Annotated in this window: 17 protein-coding genes and 1 riboswitch; of the genes, 10 read left to right on the top strand and 7 right to left on the bottom strand. The window is 74.8% G+C overall.

All coding sequences use genetic code 11. The annotated features are described in order from the left end of the window. Positions 1 to 17 precede the first annotated feature (17 nt). Positions 18 to 767 (bottom strand): AAA family ATPase, encoded by a 750-nt coding sequence (locus ABKW28_RS10260; RefSeq protein WP_348609019.1) that lies wholly within the window; start codon positions 765 to 767, stop codon positions 18 to 20. A 23-nt stretch (positions 768 to 790) separates the two neighbouring features. Here ABKW28_RS10260 and ligD point away from each other — a divergent pair, with 23 nt between their 5' ends. The 6 genes from ligD to ribH all read left to right on the top strand — a co-directional run bounded on the left by ligD (position 791) and on the right by ribH (position 6,272). Further along, on the top strand, positions 791 to 1,738 hold the full coding sequence (gene ligD / locus ABKW28_RS10265; RefSeq protein WP_348609026.1) for a non-homologous end-joining DNA ligase: 948 nt from the start codon (positions 791 to 793) through the stop codon (positions 1,736 to 1,738). Between the two features lie 81 nt (positions 1,739 to 1,819). Continuing rightward, positions 1,820 to 2,482, top strand: coding sequence for a ribulose-phosphate 3-epimerase (gene rpe / locus ABKW28_RS10270; protein WP_348609028.1), 663 nt, complete (start codon positions 1,820 to 1,822; stop codon positions 2,480 to 2,482). A gap of 93 nt (positions 2,483 to 2,575) precedes the next feature. After that, positions 2,576 to 2,721, top strand: a riboswitch (FMN riboswitch). 86 nt (positions 2,722 to 2,807) lie between these two features. Then, on the top strand, positions 2,808 to 3,893 hold the full coding sequence (gene ribD, locus ABKW28_RS10275; protein ID WP_348609031.1) for a bifunctional diaminohydroxyphosphoribosylaminopyrimidine deaminase/5-amino-6-(5-phosphoribosylamino)uracil reductase RibD: 1,086 nt from the start codon (positions 2,808 to 2,810) through the stop codon (positions 3,891 to 3,893). Continuing rightward, entirely contained in the window at positions 3,893 to 4,516 is a 624-nt protein-coding gene (locus ABKW28_RS10280; RefSeq protein WP_348609034.1) for a riboflavin synthase, read from the top strand. Before ribD ends, ABKW28_RS10280 begins: the two co-directional genes overlap by 1 nt. After that, positions 4,513 to 5,796 carry a bifunctional 3,4-dihydroxy-2-butanone-4-phosphate synthase/GTP cyclohydrolase II gene (locus tag ABKW28_RS10285; RefSeq protein WP_348609036.1) on the top strand — a complete coding sequence of 428 codons (1,284 nt, stop codon included), beginning with the start codon at positions 4,513 to 4,515 and terminating at the stop codon, positions 5,794 to 5,796. The genes ABKW28_RS10280 and ABKW28_RS10285 overlap by 4 nt, the downstream gene beginning before the upstream one ends. After that, positions 5,796 to 6,272: a 6,7-dimethyl-8-ribityllumazine synthase gene (gene ribH, locus ABKW28_RS10290; protein ID WP_348609040.1), complete on the top strand. Its 477-nt coding sequence runs from the start codon at positions 5,796 to 5,798 to the stop codon at positions 6,270 to 6,272. Before ABKW28_RS10285 ends, ribH begins: the two co-directional genes overlap by 1 nt. A gap of 29 nt (positions 6,273 to 6,301) precedes the next feature. Here ribH and ABKW28_RS10295 read toward each other — a convergent pair whose 3' ends face one another. After that, complete coding sequence (locus ABKW28_RS10295; RefSeq protein ID WP_348609043.1) at positions 6,302 to 6,649, bottom strand: hypothetical protein; 348 nt, start codon at positions 6,647 to 6,649, stop codon at positions 6,302 to 6,304. A gap of 83 nt (positions 6,650 to 6,732) precedes the next feature. Here ABKW28_RS10295 and ABKW28_RS10300 point away from each other — a divergent pair, with 83 nt between their 5' ends. Continuing rightward, positions 6,733 to 7,071: a hypothetical protein gene (locus ABKW28_RS10300; RefSeq protein ID WP_193670774.1), complete on the top strand. Its 339-nt coding sequence runs from the start codon at positions 6,733 to 6,735 to the stop codon at positions 7,069 to 7,071. Here the strand turns inward: ABKW28_RS10300 and ABKW28_RS10305 are convergent. Beyond that, positions 7,025 to 7,648, bottom strand: coding sequence for a GNAT family N-acetyltransferase (locus ABKW28_RS10305; protein ID WP_348609046.1), 624 nt, complete (start codon positions 7,646 to 7,648; stop codon positions 7,025 to 7,027). The two genes, ABKW28_RS10300 and ABKW28_RS10305, sit on opposite strands and share 47 nt — an antisense overlap. Before the next feature lie 79 nt (positions 7,649 to 7,727). On the opposite strand from ABKW28_RS10305, the gene ABKW28_RS10310 reads away from it, so the two are divergent. From ABKW28_RS10310 to ABKW28_RS10320, 3 genes are read left to right on the top strand one after another with little or no spacing between them, the layout of a single operon-like run. Beyond that, positions 7,728 to 7,991, top strand: a complete 264-nt coding sequence (locus tag ABKW28_RS10310; RefSeq protein WP_179616417.1) for a phosphoribosyl-ATP diphosphatase — start codon at positions 7,728 to 7,730, stop codon at positions 7,989 to 7,991. A 12-nt stretch (positions 7,992 to 8,003) separates the two neighbouring features. Further along, complete coding sequence (gene hisG, locus ABKW28_RS10315) at positions 8,004 to 8,852, top strand: ATP phosphoribosyltransferase (protein ID WP_193670772.1); 849 nt, start codon at positions 8,004 to 8,006, stop codon at positions 8,850 to 8,852. Then, positions 8,836 to 9,294, top strand: coding sequence for a PH domain-containing protein (locus tag ABKW28_RS10320; protein WP_193670771.1), 459 nt, complete (start codon positions 8,836 to 8,838; stop codon positions 9,292 to 9,294). Before hisG ends, ABKW28_RS10320 begins: the two co-directional genes overlap by 17 nt. Positions 9,295 to 9,318: 24 nt before the next feature. On the opposite strand, the gene ABKW28_RS10325 is transcribed toward ABKW28_RS10320, so the two are convergent. Genes ABKW28_RS10325 through ABKW28_RS10340 form a run of 4 tightly spaced genes read right to left on the bottom strand, consistent with a single transcriptional unit; the run spans position 9,319 to position 12,544 of the window. Next, positions 9,319 to 10,242 (bottom strand): aldose 1-epimerase family protein, encoded by a 924-nt coding sequence (locus tag ABKW28_RS10325; RefSeq protein ID WP_193670770.1) that lies wholly within the window; start codon positions 10,240 to 10,242, stop codon positions 9,319 to 9,321. A gap of 10 nt (positions 10,243 to 10,252) precedes the next feature. Then, positions 10,253 to 10,843, bottom strand: coding sequence for a 4-amino-4-deoxy-L-arabinose transferase (locus ABKW28_RS10330; RefSeq protein WP_307822742.1), 591 nt, complete (start codon positions 10,841 to 10,843; stop codon positions 10,253 to 10,255). A 1-nt stretch (position 10,844) separates the two neighbouring features. After that, positions 10,845 to 12,095, bottom strand: coding sequence for an amino acid deaminase/aldolase (locus tag ABKW28_RS10335; protein WP_348609049.1), 1,251 nt, complete (start codon positions 12,093 to 12,095; stop codon positions 10,845 to 10,847). Further along, positions 12,095 to 12,544: a hypothetical protein gene (locus tag ABKW28_RS10340; protein ID WP_348609052.1), complete on the bottom strand. Its 450-nt coding sequence runs from the start codon at positions 12,542 to 12,544 to the stop codon at positions 12,095 to 12,097. The genes ABKW28_RS10335 and ABKW28_RS10340 overlap by 1 nt, the downstream gene beginning before the upstream one ends. Positions 12,545 to 12,595: the final 51 nt, after the last annotated feature.

The following is a 12,595-nucleotide window of genomic DNA, read 5'->3' on the forward strand; positions in this document are numbered from 1 at the left end:
GCCGTCCTCAGGCGTCCTCAGTCGTCGCGCAGGTGCCGCAGGTAGCGGCCCGGCTCGTCCAGGTAGCGGCGCCAGTGCTGGACCAGCTCGAGGTCCTCCCAGGTGGTGCGGCGCAGGCCCCACGGGCCGACCTCGAGGATGGTGGCGCCCGGCATCGCCGCCAGCACGGGGGAGTGGGTGGCGCAGAGCACCTGACCGCCGTCGTCGACCACCCGGTCGAGCGCGGCGACCAGGCCCAGGGTGGAGGAGAACGACAGCGCGGCCTCCGGCTCGTCGAGGCAGTAGAAGCCGGAGCCGTCGAAGCGGTGGGCGAGCACCGAGAGGAACGACTCGCCGTGGCTCATCTCGTGGAAGGCCGGCTCGTCGGGACGCCGCGCGCCCGCCGGGTGGTCGGTCAGGCTCTCCTCGAGGTAGGTGTACCAGCCGTGCATGGTCTCGGCGCGCAGGAAGAAGCCCCAGCGACCGGCGCCCAGCCCGCGCCGCAGCCGCAGCGCACCGGCCAGCGGCGACTCCGAGGTGCGGGTGCGGTGCCGGCTGCCGGTCGAGCCGCCCTCCGGTGAGAGCCCGTACGCCGCCGCCACGGCCTCGACGAGCGTCGACTTGCCCGACCCGTTCTCGCCGACCAGGAAGGTCACGCCCCGCGGCAGCTCGAGGCCCTCGCGTGCCAGCTGGGCCACGGCCGGGATGGTCATCGGCCAGACGCCGGAGCGGGGCGCCCGCCCGGGGTCGACCTCCACGCCGACCACCGGCGGCTGGTCGAAGTCCATGGCCGCCACCCTAGGCTCGGGCCATGCCAGCCCAGCCGCCCGCCGTCGAGATCGAGGTCGACGACAAGGTCGTGCGCGTCAGCAACCCCGACCGGGTCTACTTCCCCGAGTCGGGCGCCACCAAGCTCGACCTCGTCGAGTACTACCTGGCGGTCGGCCCGGGCATCGTCAACGCGCTGTGGGAGCGGCCCTGCATGCTGCACCGCTTCCCGAAGGGCCTGGCCGGCCCGAAGGTGCACCAGAAGCGGCTGCCGAAGGGCGCCCCGGCGTGGGTCGAGACGGTCGAGCTGCACTTCCCGCGCTTCGACCGCACCGCCGACGAGCTGTGCGTGACCGAGCTGGCCTCGGTGATCTGGGCGGTGCAGATGTCGACCGTGGAGTTCCACCCGTGGAACAGTCGGCGCGCCGACACCGAGAAGCCCGACGAGTGGCGCATCGACCTCGATCCGGGTCCCGAGTGCGACTACGCGACGGTCCAGCGCGTGGCCGGGGTGGTGCACGAGGTGCTCGACGAGCTCGGGGCGACCGGCTTCCCCAAGACCAGCGGCAGCAAGGGCCTGCACGTCTACGTCCGGATCCCGCCCGAGCACGGCTTCGCCCAGGTCCGCCGCGCGGCGCTGGCCTTCGCCCGTGAGGTCGAGCGCCGCAGCCCCGACGTCACGACGACCTGGTGGACCAAGGACCGCGACCCGGCGGTGGTCTTCGTCGACTACAACCAGAACGCCCGCGACCACACCATCGCGGCGGCGTACTCGGTGCGGGGGCTTCCCGACGCCCGTGTCTCGACGCCGCTGCGCTGGGACGAGGTGGACGACGCCGACCCGCGCGACCTCACCATCGCCACCGTGCCGCAGCGCTTCGCCGAGGTGGGCGACCTGCACGAGGCGATCGACGAGCACCCCTTCGACGTCGCGCCGCTGCTGGAGTGGGCCGACCGCGACGACCTGCCCGTCGAGGAGGGGGAGGTGTGATGTCCAGGGACGCCGGCCCTGTCGCTGGTCGAGCAGGAGCGCCTCCTCGAGCCGGTGGCCGGTCTGGGAGGATGACGTCTCGTGGGCATCCAGATCACTCCGAGCATCCTCAACGCCGACTTCGCGAGCATCGGGGCGGAGGTGGCCCGCATCCCCAGCGCCGACTGGGTGCACGTCGACGTGATGGACAACCACTTCGTGCCCAACCTGACCTTCGGCCCGACCATGGTCGAGGCGATCGCGCGCTCGACCGGCACCCCGCTCGACGCGCACCTGATGATCAACGACCCCGACCGGCACGCCCCGGCGTACGTCGAGGCCGGCGCCGCGTCGGTGACGTTCCACGTCGAGGCGGCCGCCGCACCGGTGCGCCTGGCGCGCGAGATCCGCTCCGCGGGCGGGCGGGCCAGCATGGCGCTCAAGCCGGCCACCCCGGTCGAGCCCTACGAGGACCTGCTGCCCGAGCTCGACATGCTGCTGCTGATGACGGTCGAGCCCGGCTTCGGCGGCCAGAAGTTCCTCGACCTGGTGCTGCCCAAGATCCGCCGCGCCCGCGCGCTGATGGACAAGCACGGCGTCGAGACCTGGCTGCAGGTCGACGGCGGCGTCTCGCTCGAGACCATCGAGCGCTGCGCCGAGGCCGGCGCCGACGTGTTCGTGGCCGGGTCGGCCGTCTACTCCGCCGAGGACCCCGACGCGATGGTCGAGGAGCTGCGCGCTTCCGCCGCCGCAGCCCAGGGCTGACGCCCGGCCCTCGCCCAGCCCAACCGTGTGGTGGGGCTCACCCCCGTCGACGGCGCCGTGTGTGGGAGACTGCGGGGGACGAGTGAACATTGCTCGCGTGCTCTGGGGTCGGTGAAAATCCGAGCCGGCGGTGACTGGCCGAGAGGCCGGAAGTCCGCGACCCGGTCACCGCCAGTGACCGGTTGACCAGGTGTGAGTCCTGGACCGACGGTCAAAGTCCGGATGGGAAGTGCACGCACAGCAGGCTCATCCGCCGACGCTTCGCGCGCGGCGTGGGTCCGCAGTCAGCCCCGGGGTCCGCGACGGACCGAGAAGGGCGGCGCAGATGGCCGGCACGAGCGACGTCGAGCGCGACGCGATGCGTCGTGCGCTCGAGCTCGCCGCACGCCCCGGCGCCCCGCTGCACCCCAACCCCCGGGTCGGGTGCGTGCTCCTGCGCCCCGACGGCAGCACCCTCGCCGAGGGCCACCACCGCGGCGCCGGCACCCCGCACGCCGAGGTCGACGCGCTGGCCCGGGCCGGGGCCGAGGCCCGCGGCGCGACGGCCGTGGTCACCCTCGAGCCGTGCGACCACACCGGCCGCACCGGCCCGTGCTCGCAGGCCCTTGTCGCCGCCGGCGTACGCCGCGTGGTGCTGGCCCAGCGCGACCCCAACCCGCTCGCGACCGGCGGGGTCGAGACCCTGCGTGCCGCCGGCATCGAGGTCGAGGCCGGGCTGATGGCCGCCGAGGCGACCGCCCTCAACCGGGTCTGGACCTTCGCGGTCGAGCACGGCCGCCCGTTCGTGACCTGGAAGCTGGCGACCACCCTCGACGGGCGCAGCGCCGCGGCCGACGGGACCAGCCGCTGGATCAGCGGCACCGCCGCGCGCCGCGACACGCACCGGCTGCGGGCGCTCGCCGACACGATGCTGATCGGCACCGGCACGGTCGCCGCCGACGACCCGCTGCTGACCGTGCGCGACGCCGACGACCGGCCGCTGCCGCGCCAGCCGCTGCGCGTGGTGATGGGGCGCCGCGACCTCGACCCGGCCGCGCGGGTGCTGGCCCCGGTCGCCGGCGTCGACGACGCGCCCACCCTGCACCTGCGCACCCGCGACCCCCACGAGGCCCTGGCCGAGCTCGCCGCCCGCGAGCGGCGCCACGTCTTCCTCGAGGGCGGACCCACCCTGGCCGCGGCGTTCCTGGCCGCCGGCCTCGTCGACGAGGTCGTCGCCTACGTCGCACCGTTCCTGCTCGGGGCCGGGCGCAGCGCCGTGGCCGACCTGGGCATCACCACCATCTCCGGGGCCTGGCGCCCCGAGGTGCTCGACGTCGCGGTGCTCGACCCGGTCGTCGACGGCGAGCAGCCGGACGTCCGGTTCACGCTCGCGCCACCAGCCCCCACCCCACCCGCACGAGGAGACGCCTGATGTTCACCGGCATCGTCGAGGAGCTCGGCACGGTCGCCGCGATCGACGACCTCACCGACGCCGTCCGACTCACCATCGACGCCAGCGAGGTGCTCGAGGGCACCGGCCTGGGCGACTCGATCGCCGTCAACGGCTGCTGCCTGACCGTGGTCTCCGTCGACGGCGGGGGCTGGACCGCCGACGTGATGAAGGAGTCCCTCGACAAGACGTCGATGGGCGGCCTGCGCCCCGGCGACCCGGTCAACCTCGAGCGCGCGGTCACCGCCGAGAAGCGCCTGGGCGGCCACATCGTCCAGGGCCACGTCGACGGGGTCGGCGAGGTGCTGCGCCGCGAGCCCAGCGAGCACTGGGAGGTCGTGGAGATCTCCCTGCCGCCCGGGCTGGCGCGCTACCTCGTCGACAAGGGCTCGATCACCGTCGACGGGGTCAGCCTCACCGTCGTCGAGGCCGGTCCCACCAGCTTCACCATCAGCCTGATCCCCGAGACCCTCGCACGCACCACGCTCGGGCGGCGCCGGGCAGGGGACCGGGTCAACCTCGAGGTCGACATCCTCGCCAAGCACGTCGAGAAGCTGTTGGCAGCGCAGCTGCCCGGCAGCCAGCAGAAGGAGCACCACGCATGAGCGAGCAGAACCCCACGCTGCAGCGCGTCCGCCTCGACAGCGTCGAGCGGGCCGTCGCCGACATCGCGGCCGGCAGGGCCGTGGTCGTCGTCGACGACGAGGACCGCGAGAACGAGGGCGACATCATCTTCGCCGCCGCCAAGGCCACGCCCGAGCTGATGGCCTTCACCATCCGCCACTCCAGCGGCGTGATCTGCGTGCCGATGCCCGCCGACATGCTCGACCGGCTCGAGATCCCGCTGATGACCCCGCACAACAAGGACAAGCTGCGCACGGCGTACACGATCTCGGTCGACGCCCGCGACGGCGTCTCCACCGGCATCTCGGCCGCCGACCGGGCGCACACCGCCCGGGTGCTGGCCGACTCCGCGACCGAGCCCTGGGAGATCACCCGCCCCGGTCACGTCTTCCCGCTGCGCTACCGCGAGGGCGGGGTGCTGGTGCGCCGCGGCCACACCGAGGCGGCGGTCGACCTGGCCCGGCTCGCCGGGCTCACGCCGGCCGGCGTGCTGGTCGAGGTGGTCAACGACGACGGCACGATGAAGCGGGCCGTCGAGCTGCGCGAGTTCGCCGACGAGCACGACCTGGCGATGATCTCGATCGAGGACCTGGTCCGCTACCGCCGCCGCCACGAGACCCTGGTCGAGCGGGCCGCGGTGACCCGGCTGCCCACCCGCCACGGCGAGTTCACGGCCTACGGCTACCGCATCACCGTCGACGGCTCCGAGCACGTCGCGCTGGTGCACGGCGACCCGGCCGACCTGGCCACCGACGAGCCGGTGCTGACCCGGGTGCACTCGGAGTGCCTGACCGGCGACGTGCTGCACTCCTTCCGCTGCGACTGCGGGCCCCAGCTCGACGAGGCCCTCGAGCGGGTGGTGGCCGAGGGCCGCGGGGTCGTGGTCTACCTGCGCGGCCACGAGGGCCGCGGCATCGGCCTGCTCGGCAAGCTGCAGGCCTACCAGCTGCAGGACGGCGGGCGCGACACCGTCGACGCCAACCTCGACCTGGGCCTGCCGGCCGACGCGCGCCACTACGGCACGGCCACCCAGATCCTGCGCGACCTCGGGGTGCGCTCGGTGCGGCTGATGACCAACAACCCCGACAAGGTCAGCAGCCTCGAGGACTTCGGGGTGCCGGTGGCCGAGCGGGTCCCGCTGACCCCGCACCCCAACGACCACAACCTGGGCTACCTGCTGACCAAGCGCGACCGGATGGGCCACGTGCTGCCCGACCTCGTCGACCCCGCTGTCGACCCTGCCACGAACGGAGCTGTCTGATGAGCGGCCACGGAGCCCCCACCGCCGAGCCCGTCGACTGCAGCGACCTGCGCGTCGCCGTCGTCGCCGCCTCCTGGCACACCGAGGTGATGGACGGACTGCTCGCCGGCGCCCGGCGCGCGGCCGACGACTTCTCGGTGCGCGACCTCGAGGTCGTGCGGGTGCCGGGCACCTTCGAGCTGCCCGTGGTCGCCTCGGCCCTGGCCGAGCGGGGCTACGACGCCGTGGTCGCCCTGGGCGTCGTCATCCGCGGCGGCACCCCGCACTTCGACTACGTGTGCAACGCCGCCACCGACGGCCTGGGCCGGGTCGCCCTCGACCACACCGTGCCGGTGGGCTTCGGGGTCCTGACCTGCGACGACGACCAGCAGGCGCTCGACCGCGCCGGGCTGGAGGGGTCGAAGGAGGACAAGGGCTACGAGGCCACCGCCGCCGCCCTGCACACCGCCCGCACGCTGGGCTCGCTGCGCGGCTGAGCCGGTCGAGCCCGCGGGGCGCTGCCGCGTCAGGACGTGCGGCGGTGCCCCGGGCGGTCCTCGGCGATCCAGGCGGCACCCAGCCGCATGCCCTCCGCGATGACGCCGATGGCCAGGTAGATGCCCGAGACGCCGGCGACCACGACCCCGAGGGCGAGCAGCACGACGTTCGAGTCGTCCTGGCGGCCGCCTGTGCCTGCGCCGACGAGCAGCCACCCCAGCACCTGGCCGATCGAGGCCACGACGATGACCGCCCAGGGCCGCCACCGCCCCGAGGCCGTCGTGTGCTCGCCCGAAGGCTGACCGAGCGCCTCGCGCCGCAGCGCGTCGTGGCGCGCGGCCCGCTCGGCGAGGTCGTCCTGGCCAGGCTCGACCATCGGCTTCTCCTTCGTGCTGGTCCCGGAACCTGGGAGATCTCTACCACGTCCGCCCGCGGCGTCGGCTCTGACAGGCTGGGGCGATGAGCGCAGGGCTGACGGGAGTGGTGGTCGCGGTCGTGGTGGCCGCGGGGGTGCTGGTGTGGCTGGGGGCCGAGACGGCGCTGGGCCGAGGCGCTGACCGCTCGCGGCCCCGGCCCCCGGTCGCCGAGCGCTGGCGGCGCCGCCCCGGCCTGCGCAGCGCGGCCCTGGTGCTGCTCGGACTGGGCGTGGGCGCCGGCGTGCTCGGCGCGGCCGCCCTGACCGGGGGCGCCACCGACCGCGGGACCGGGCTCGACCTCGTCGGCCTGGCGACGGCGCTCGTGCTGGCCGGGGTCAGCCTGCTGGCGACCTGGTGGCGCCTGGCCGGCCGGCGTCGGTGAGGCGCGCGCGCCACTCGTCGGCCAGCAGCGCGTAGGCGTAGGAGTCCACCCAGCCCAGGTCGCGGTGCAGCGACTCGGCGACCCGGTGCGCCTCGCGGCGCATCCCGACCCGCTCCATCAGCCGCCACGACGGCGAGTTGGCCGCGAAGCAGTCGGCGGTGACCCGGCGCAGCCCCAGGTCGTCGAAGCAGATCGCCAGCACCGCCTCGAGCGCCTCGGTGGCCAGCCCCCTGCCGGCGTACGCCGGGTCGAGGACCCAGCCGAGGTCCGCCTCCACCGCGTGCGCCCGCCCGGCCACGTCGAGCTGCGCCCAGCCGTCGCCCACCGACACCATCAGGTCGCCGACGACCCGGCCGTCGTGCTCGACCAGCAGCGTCTTGGCCAGCCGGTCCGGGCGGGCGTACCACTCGCGGAAGGCGTCGAGGTCCTCGGTGCGTCCGCCCAGCCACCGACCCACGTCGTCACGGCGCCGGTAGGCCCACACCGCCTCCGCGTCGTCGGGCTCGGCGGGCCGCAGCGAGGCGCGGTCGGTGGGGCGGGGCCAGCGCAGACCGGCCAGGGGGTGAGGGGCGTCCACGCGACCATGGTGTCGTGCAGGTCTCGTTCCCGCGATCCGGTACCGGGCGCCGGGGCCCCACCACCTAGGCTGGTGCCTCGTGAAGACGTTCGAGGAGCTGTGGACCGAGCTGGCCGAGAAGGCCCGGACCCGTCCCGAGGGGTCGGGCACCGTGCGAGAGCTCGACGCCGGGGTCCATGCGATCGGCAAGAAGCTGGTCGAGGAGGCCGCCGAGTCCTGGATGGCCGCCGAGCACGAGGGCAAGGAGCGCGCGGCCGAGGAGATCAGCCAGCTGCTCTACCACGTGCAGGTCCTGATGCTCGGGCTCGGCCTCGAGCTCGACGACGTCTACACCCACCTCTGAGAGGCCACCGCCATGTCGTTGCTGAGAGTGGCGGTCCCCAACAAGGGATCGCTGTCCGTCTCCGCCTCCGAGATCCTCAAGGAGAGCGGCTACCGCCAGCGTGAGGACTCCAAGCAGCTCACGCTCACCGACGCCGAGAACGGCGTCGAGTTCTTCTACCTGCGCCCCCGCGACATCGCGCTCTACGTCGGCGAGGGCACCCTCGACGTCGGCATCACCGGGCGCGACCTGCTGCGCGACTCGGGAGCCAAGGCCGACGAGGCGCTCGACCTGGGCTTCGGGCGCAGCCGGTTCCGCTTCGCCGCGCGCCCCGGGCGCTACACCGAGCTCTCCGACCTCGCCGGCGCGCGGATCGCGACGTCGTACACCGGGGTCGTCCGCTCGTTCCTGGAGGAGCGCGGCATCGAGGCCAGCGTCACCCGCCTCGACGGCGCCGTCGAGACCAGCATCCAGCTGGGTGTCGCCGACGTGATCGCCGACGTCGTCGAGACCGGCAGCACGCTGCGCCAGGCCGGCCTCGAGGTCTTCGGCGAGACCATCCTGGAGTCGGAGGCGGTGCTGATCACCCGCTCCGGCGACGTCCCGGAGGGCTTCGAGTCGCTCAAGCGCCGCATCGAGGGCGTCCTGGTGGCGCGCAGCTACGTGATGATGGACTACGACATCCCCAGCGACCAGGTCGCCGACGCGGTGCGCCTGACCCCCGGGATCGAGAGCCCCACGGTCGCCCCGCTGCACCGCGAGGGCTGGTCGGCGGTGCGGGCCATGGTGCCGCGTGCCGGTGCGCAGCGGCTGATGGACCAGCTGTGGCAGCTCGGGGCCCGCGGCATCCTCCTCACCGACATCCATGCCTGCCGCCTCTGAGGGCGGGGCGCCGGCGCTGCCGGTGACCTACCGCCCGCTGGGTCCGCGCATCGTGGGCATCGGGCTGGGCGTCGGCCTGCTCGTGGTCTTCGCCGCGGCCTGGATCAGCTTCGGGCCCGACGTGCGGGCCCGGTTCACCCTCTTCCAGCGCAGCACGCTGGTCTTCCTGGGGGCGTTGGGGTTCGGCTCCATCTTCGCGCTGGTGCGCTCGCGGGTGGTCGCCGAGCGCGGCCGCCTGGTGGTCGTCAACGGCTTCCGGCGCCGCGAGCTGGCGTGGGAGCAGGTGGTCAGCGTGCGGATGCCGCCCGGCGCACCCTGGGCGACCCTCGACCTCACCGACGGCACCACCATCGCCGCGATGGGCATCCAGGGCTCCGACGGCGCCCGCGCGCAGCGGGCGGTGCGCCAGCTGCGCTCGCTCGTCGACGATCCTGCGCGCTGAGCGCGGGCCGGTCGTCGCGGCCGGTCAGTCGACGGCGCGGACGCCCCACGAGCCCGAGTGCTCGTCGCCGGGGCTGCCGGCCGGTGCCAGGACCACCAGGTCGGTGCCCGAGCGCAGCGCGTCGGGCGGCGCGGTCATCGGCTCCACCGCCAGCGAGCGGCGGGCGCTGGGGCCCGCGTCGTCGGCGGTGTAGACCTGCAGGTGGGTCCAGGCCGGATCCACCCACAGGCTCACGCCCTCACCGCTGCGCGGGTCGCGCAGGGTGGTGGTGGCCCGGCCCCACTCGTCGCGCTCGAGGTCGGTGAAGGCGGTGTCGAGCACGGTCGAGCGCAGCGGCCGGGAGATCCGGAAGTCGAGCTCGCCGCCCTCGACCTGCTCGGAGCCGACCGGGCGCTTGAGCTCGTCGGTGCGCAGCGCGGTCGCGGCCGGCAGCGTCAGCTCGAGCTGGTCGACCGGGCCCGCCCCGACGCACAGGTAGGGGTGCGAGCCGGCGGCGTACGGCGCCTCCTCGGGCGACATGTTGGTCGCGGTCACGGTCACCGTCAGGCCGTCGGCGGACAGGTCGTGCACGACGTGCAGGTCGAGGGTCCAGGGCCAGCCCGGGCGGGCCATCAGGCGGTAGGTCAGCGAGACCGAGTGGGCGGTGTGCTCCTCCAGGGTCCACGCCGCCCAGCGCACCAGCCCGTGGGAGGCGTTGCGCAGCTCGGGCTCGGTCAGCGGCAGGACCAGCTCGTGGCCGCCGAAGCTGAAGCGTCCCTCGGCGAGCCGGTTGGGCCAGGGCGCCAGCAGCTGGCCGCGCCCGCCCCAGGAGTGCTCCTCGAGGCCGAACCCGTCGACCAGCGGCCGACCGGCGTACGACAGCTCGCGCAGCGCGGCGCCGCTCTCGGTGACCACGGCGCGGTAGCCGCCGCCGGAGATCTCGAACTGGTCTCCGCTGGGTGCAAGCATGCGCCGCACCCTAGTGGTCCGAGGAGGCGGCGCCGGGCACGACCGTGCGCGGCGGGACGCGACCGGTGCCGTCGACCAGCACGTCGGCCCGGCCGCGGGTGCCCTGGCGCTCGAAGTGGTGGGCCTCGGCCTCGGCCCAGGCCTCCCAGTGCGGCTCGAAGGAGTCGCCGTCGCGCTCCACCCCGCGCCGGCGGCGCAGCTCGGCGGGGGCGTCGACCCAGACCAGCACCGTGGTCAGGGGAGAGATGCGGGCCGTGCCGGCGCCGACGCCCTCGAGCACCAGCAGCGGCACCGGGGTGACGGTCACGTCCTCGCCCGGAGCGCCGGCCCGCCAGTCGTAGCGGGTGTAGCTGCTGGCGGCGTCGCGGTCGAGGGGGCTGAGCAGCTGCTCGAGCTGGTCGGGCAGGTGCGGCAGGCCGTCCCAGCCCTGGTACATGTCGTCGAGGCGCACGACGCGGGTGCGCACCGACGCGGCCCGCTCGACGGCGTCGGCCAGGGTGGACTTGCCGGCGCCCGAGGGGCCGTCGATGCACACCAGCCAGCCCGAGCCGCCCAGCGTGGGCGGGCGGCTGGTGGCCAGGTCGAGGACCAGGCGGGCCACCTCAGAAGGCGAGACCGAGGCCACGGTAGGTCTCCACCTCCGCCTCGAAGCGCTCGCCGGTCAGCAGCCGCACGCTGCGGCCGTGCTCGAACAGCTCGCCGGACTTCGCGTGCCGGAACCACACCAGGTCGCCGATCGAGAGCATCCCCGCCGAGGGACCCACCAGGGGGCTCTGCACCTCGCCGGCACCCTCCAGGCCGGTCAGGCGCAGGCCGGGGGGAGCCCAGGGGGTCGGCAGCCGGTCGGGGCCGGCCGCTCCCGAGGCCACCAGCCCGCCGCCGTGCACGGTCGCGACGTCGGCGGAGGGGCGCCGGGTCACCGGGAGCCCGAAGAACGCGGCAGGTCGCGGGGCGAAGGAGCGGTAGTGGTCGAACAGCGTCGGGACCAGCAGCCCGGAGCCGGCCGCCACCTCGGTGACGACGGGGTCGGCGGCGCTGGTCTCGACCGACCCGGTGCCGCCGGCGTTCCACAGCTCGAGCCCCTCGGGCCCGACGAGGTCGACGAGCGCGGTGTGGACCTGTCGGCGCCGCTCGGCCAGCTGGGCGAGCGAGGCGTCCTTGAGCCGGCGCACCACCAGCGAGCGGGCCCGGGCGCTCGGCACGTCGTCGGGCACCCCGGCCACCTGGCCCTCGTAGGTCATCGCCCCGACCAGCGTGAAGCCGGGCCGGGCGACGACCTCGCGGGCCAGGGCGGCCACGGCCTCGGCGTCGCGCAGCGGCGAGCGCTTCGGGCCGACGTGCCGGCCGCCGGCCTGCAGGCCCGCGTCGACGTCGAGCGCGACCCGCACCGGCACCGCCCGCGAGGAGCGCACCGAGTCGACGACGTCGAGGTGGGCCACGTCGTCGACCATCAGCGTGATCCGGCCCGCGGCCCGCGGCGAGACCACGAGCGCGGCGAGCGCCGCCCGGTCGACCGTGGGGTAGGCGACCAGCAGGTCGTCGGTGACGTCGTGCTCCTCGAGCCACAGCGCCTCGGCCAGGGTGTAGGCGAGCACGCCCCGGAAGCCGTCACGGGCCAGGGCGCGCGACATCAGGGCCGGCACCCGCACCGACTTCGAGGCCAGCCGCAGCGGCGTGCCGCCCGCGCGGCGCTCGAGGTCGGCGGCGTTGGCGTCGAAGGCGTCGAGGTCCACGACCAGCAGCGGGGTCGGCGCCGGCTCCTCCAGGGCGCGCACCGCCGCGTCGAGGCGGGCCCACAGCCGGCTGCGCGCCGCCGCGCTGCCCGGGTCGCCCGGGCCGGTGCCACGGGCCATCAGGAGATGCCGCGCTTGCGCAGCAGTGCCTCGATGTCGGCCAGGTCGTCGTCGATCGCCGGCTTGCCCTTGCCCGCCCGGTCGGCGGGCGCGGCCTCACCGGCGGGGGAGGACAGCTCCTCGCGCCGGGCGCCGTCGACCCGGCGCGAGCCGGAGCGCCGGTCGAGCAGGCCGGCGCCGACCAGCAGCAGCACGGAGGTGCCGGCCAGCGCCGCACCGATCCACACCACGGGGCTCAGCACCAGCCCGAGCGCCCAGTCGGAGACCGCGCCGGCGATGCGGGTGAACATCTCGAGGGTCCCGGTCAGGTAGGCCGCCGGCACCAGCAGCGTGAGCGCGGCGGCCCGCATGGCCGGCACCGCACCCCGGCGACGCCAGGCCCAGACCGTGACGAGAGCGCCCACGACGGTCAAGGCGATCGCGAGCGCTGTCCAGGCTGCCTCGTCCATGCCTCCAGGGTGTCACAGGAGGCCAGCGCGTGGGCGCTGCGACCGGCAGGG

It is taken from the genome of Nocardioides sp. 31GB23 (genome assembly GCF_040012395.1).
Taxonomy (GTDB): domain Bacteria; phylum Actinomycetota; class Actinomycetes; order Propionibacteriales; family Nocardioidaceae; genus Nocardioides; species Nocardioides salarius.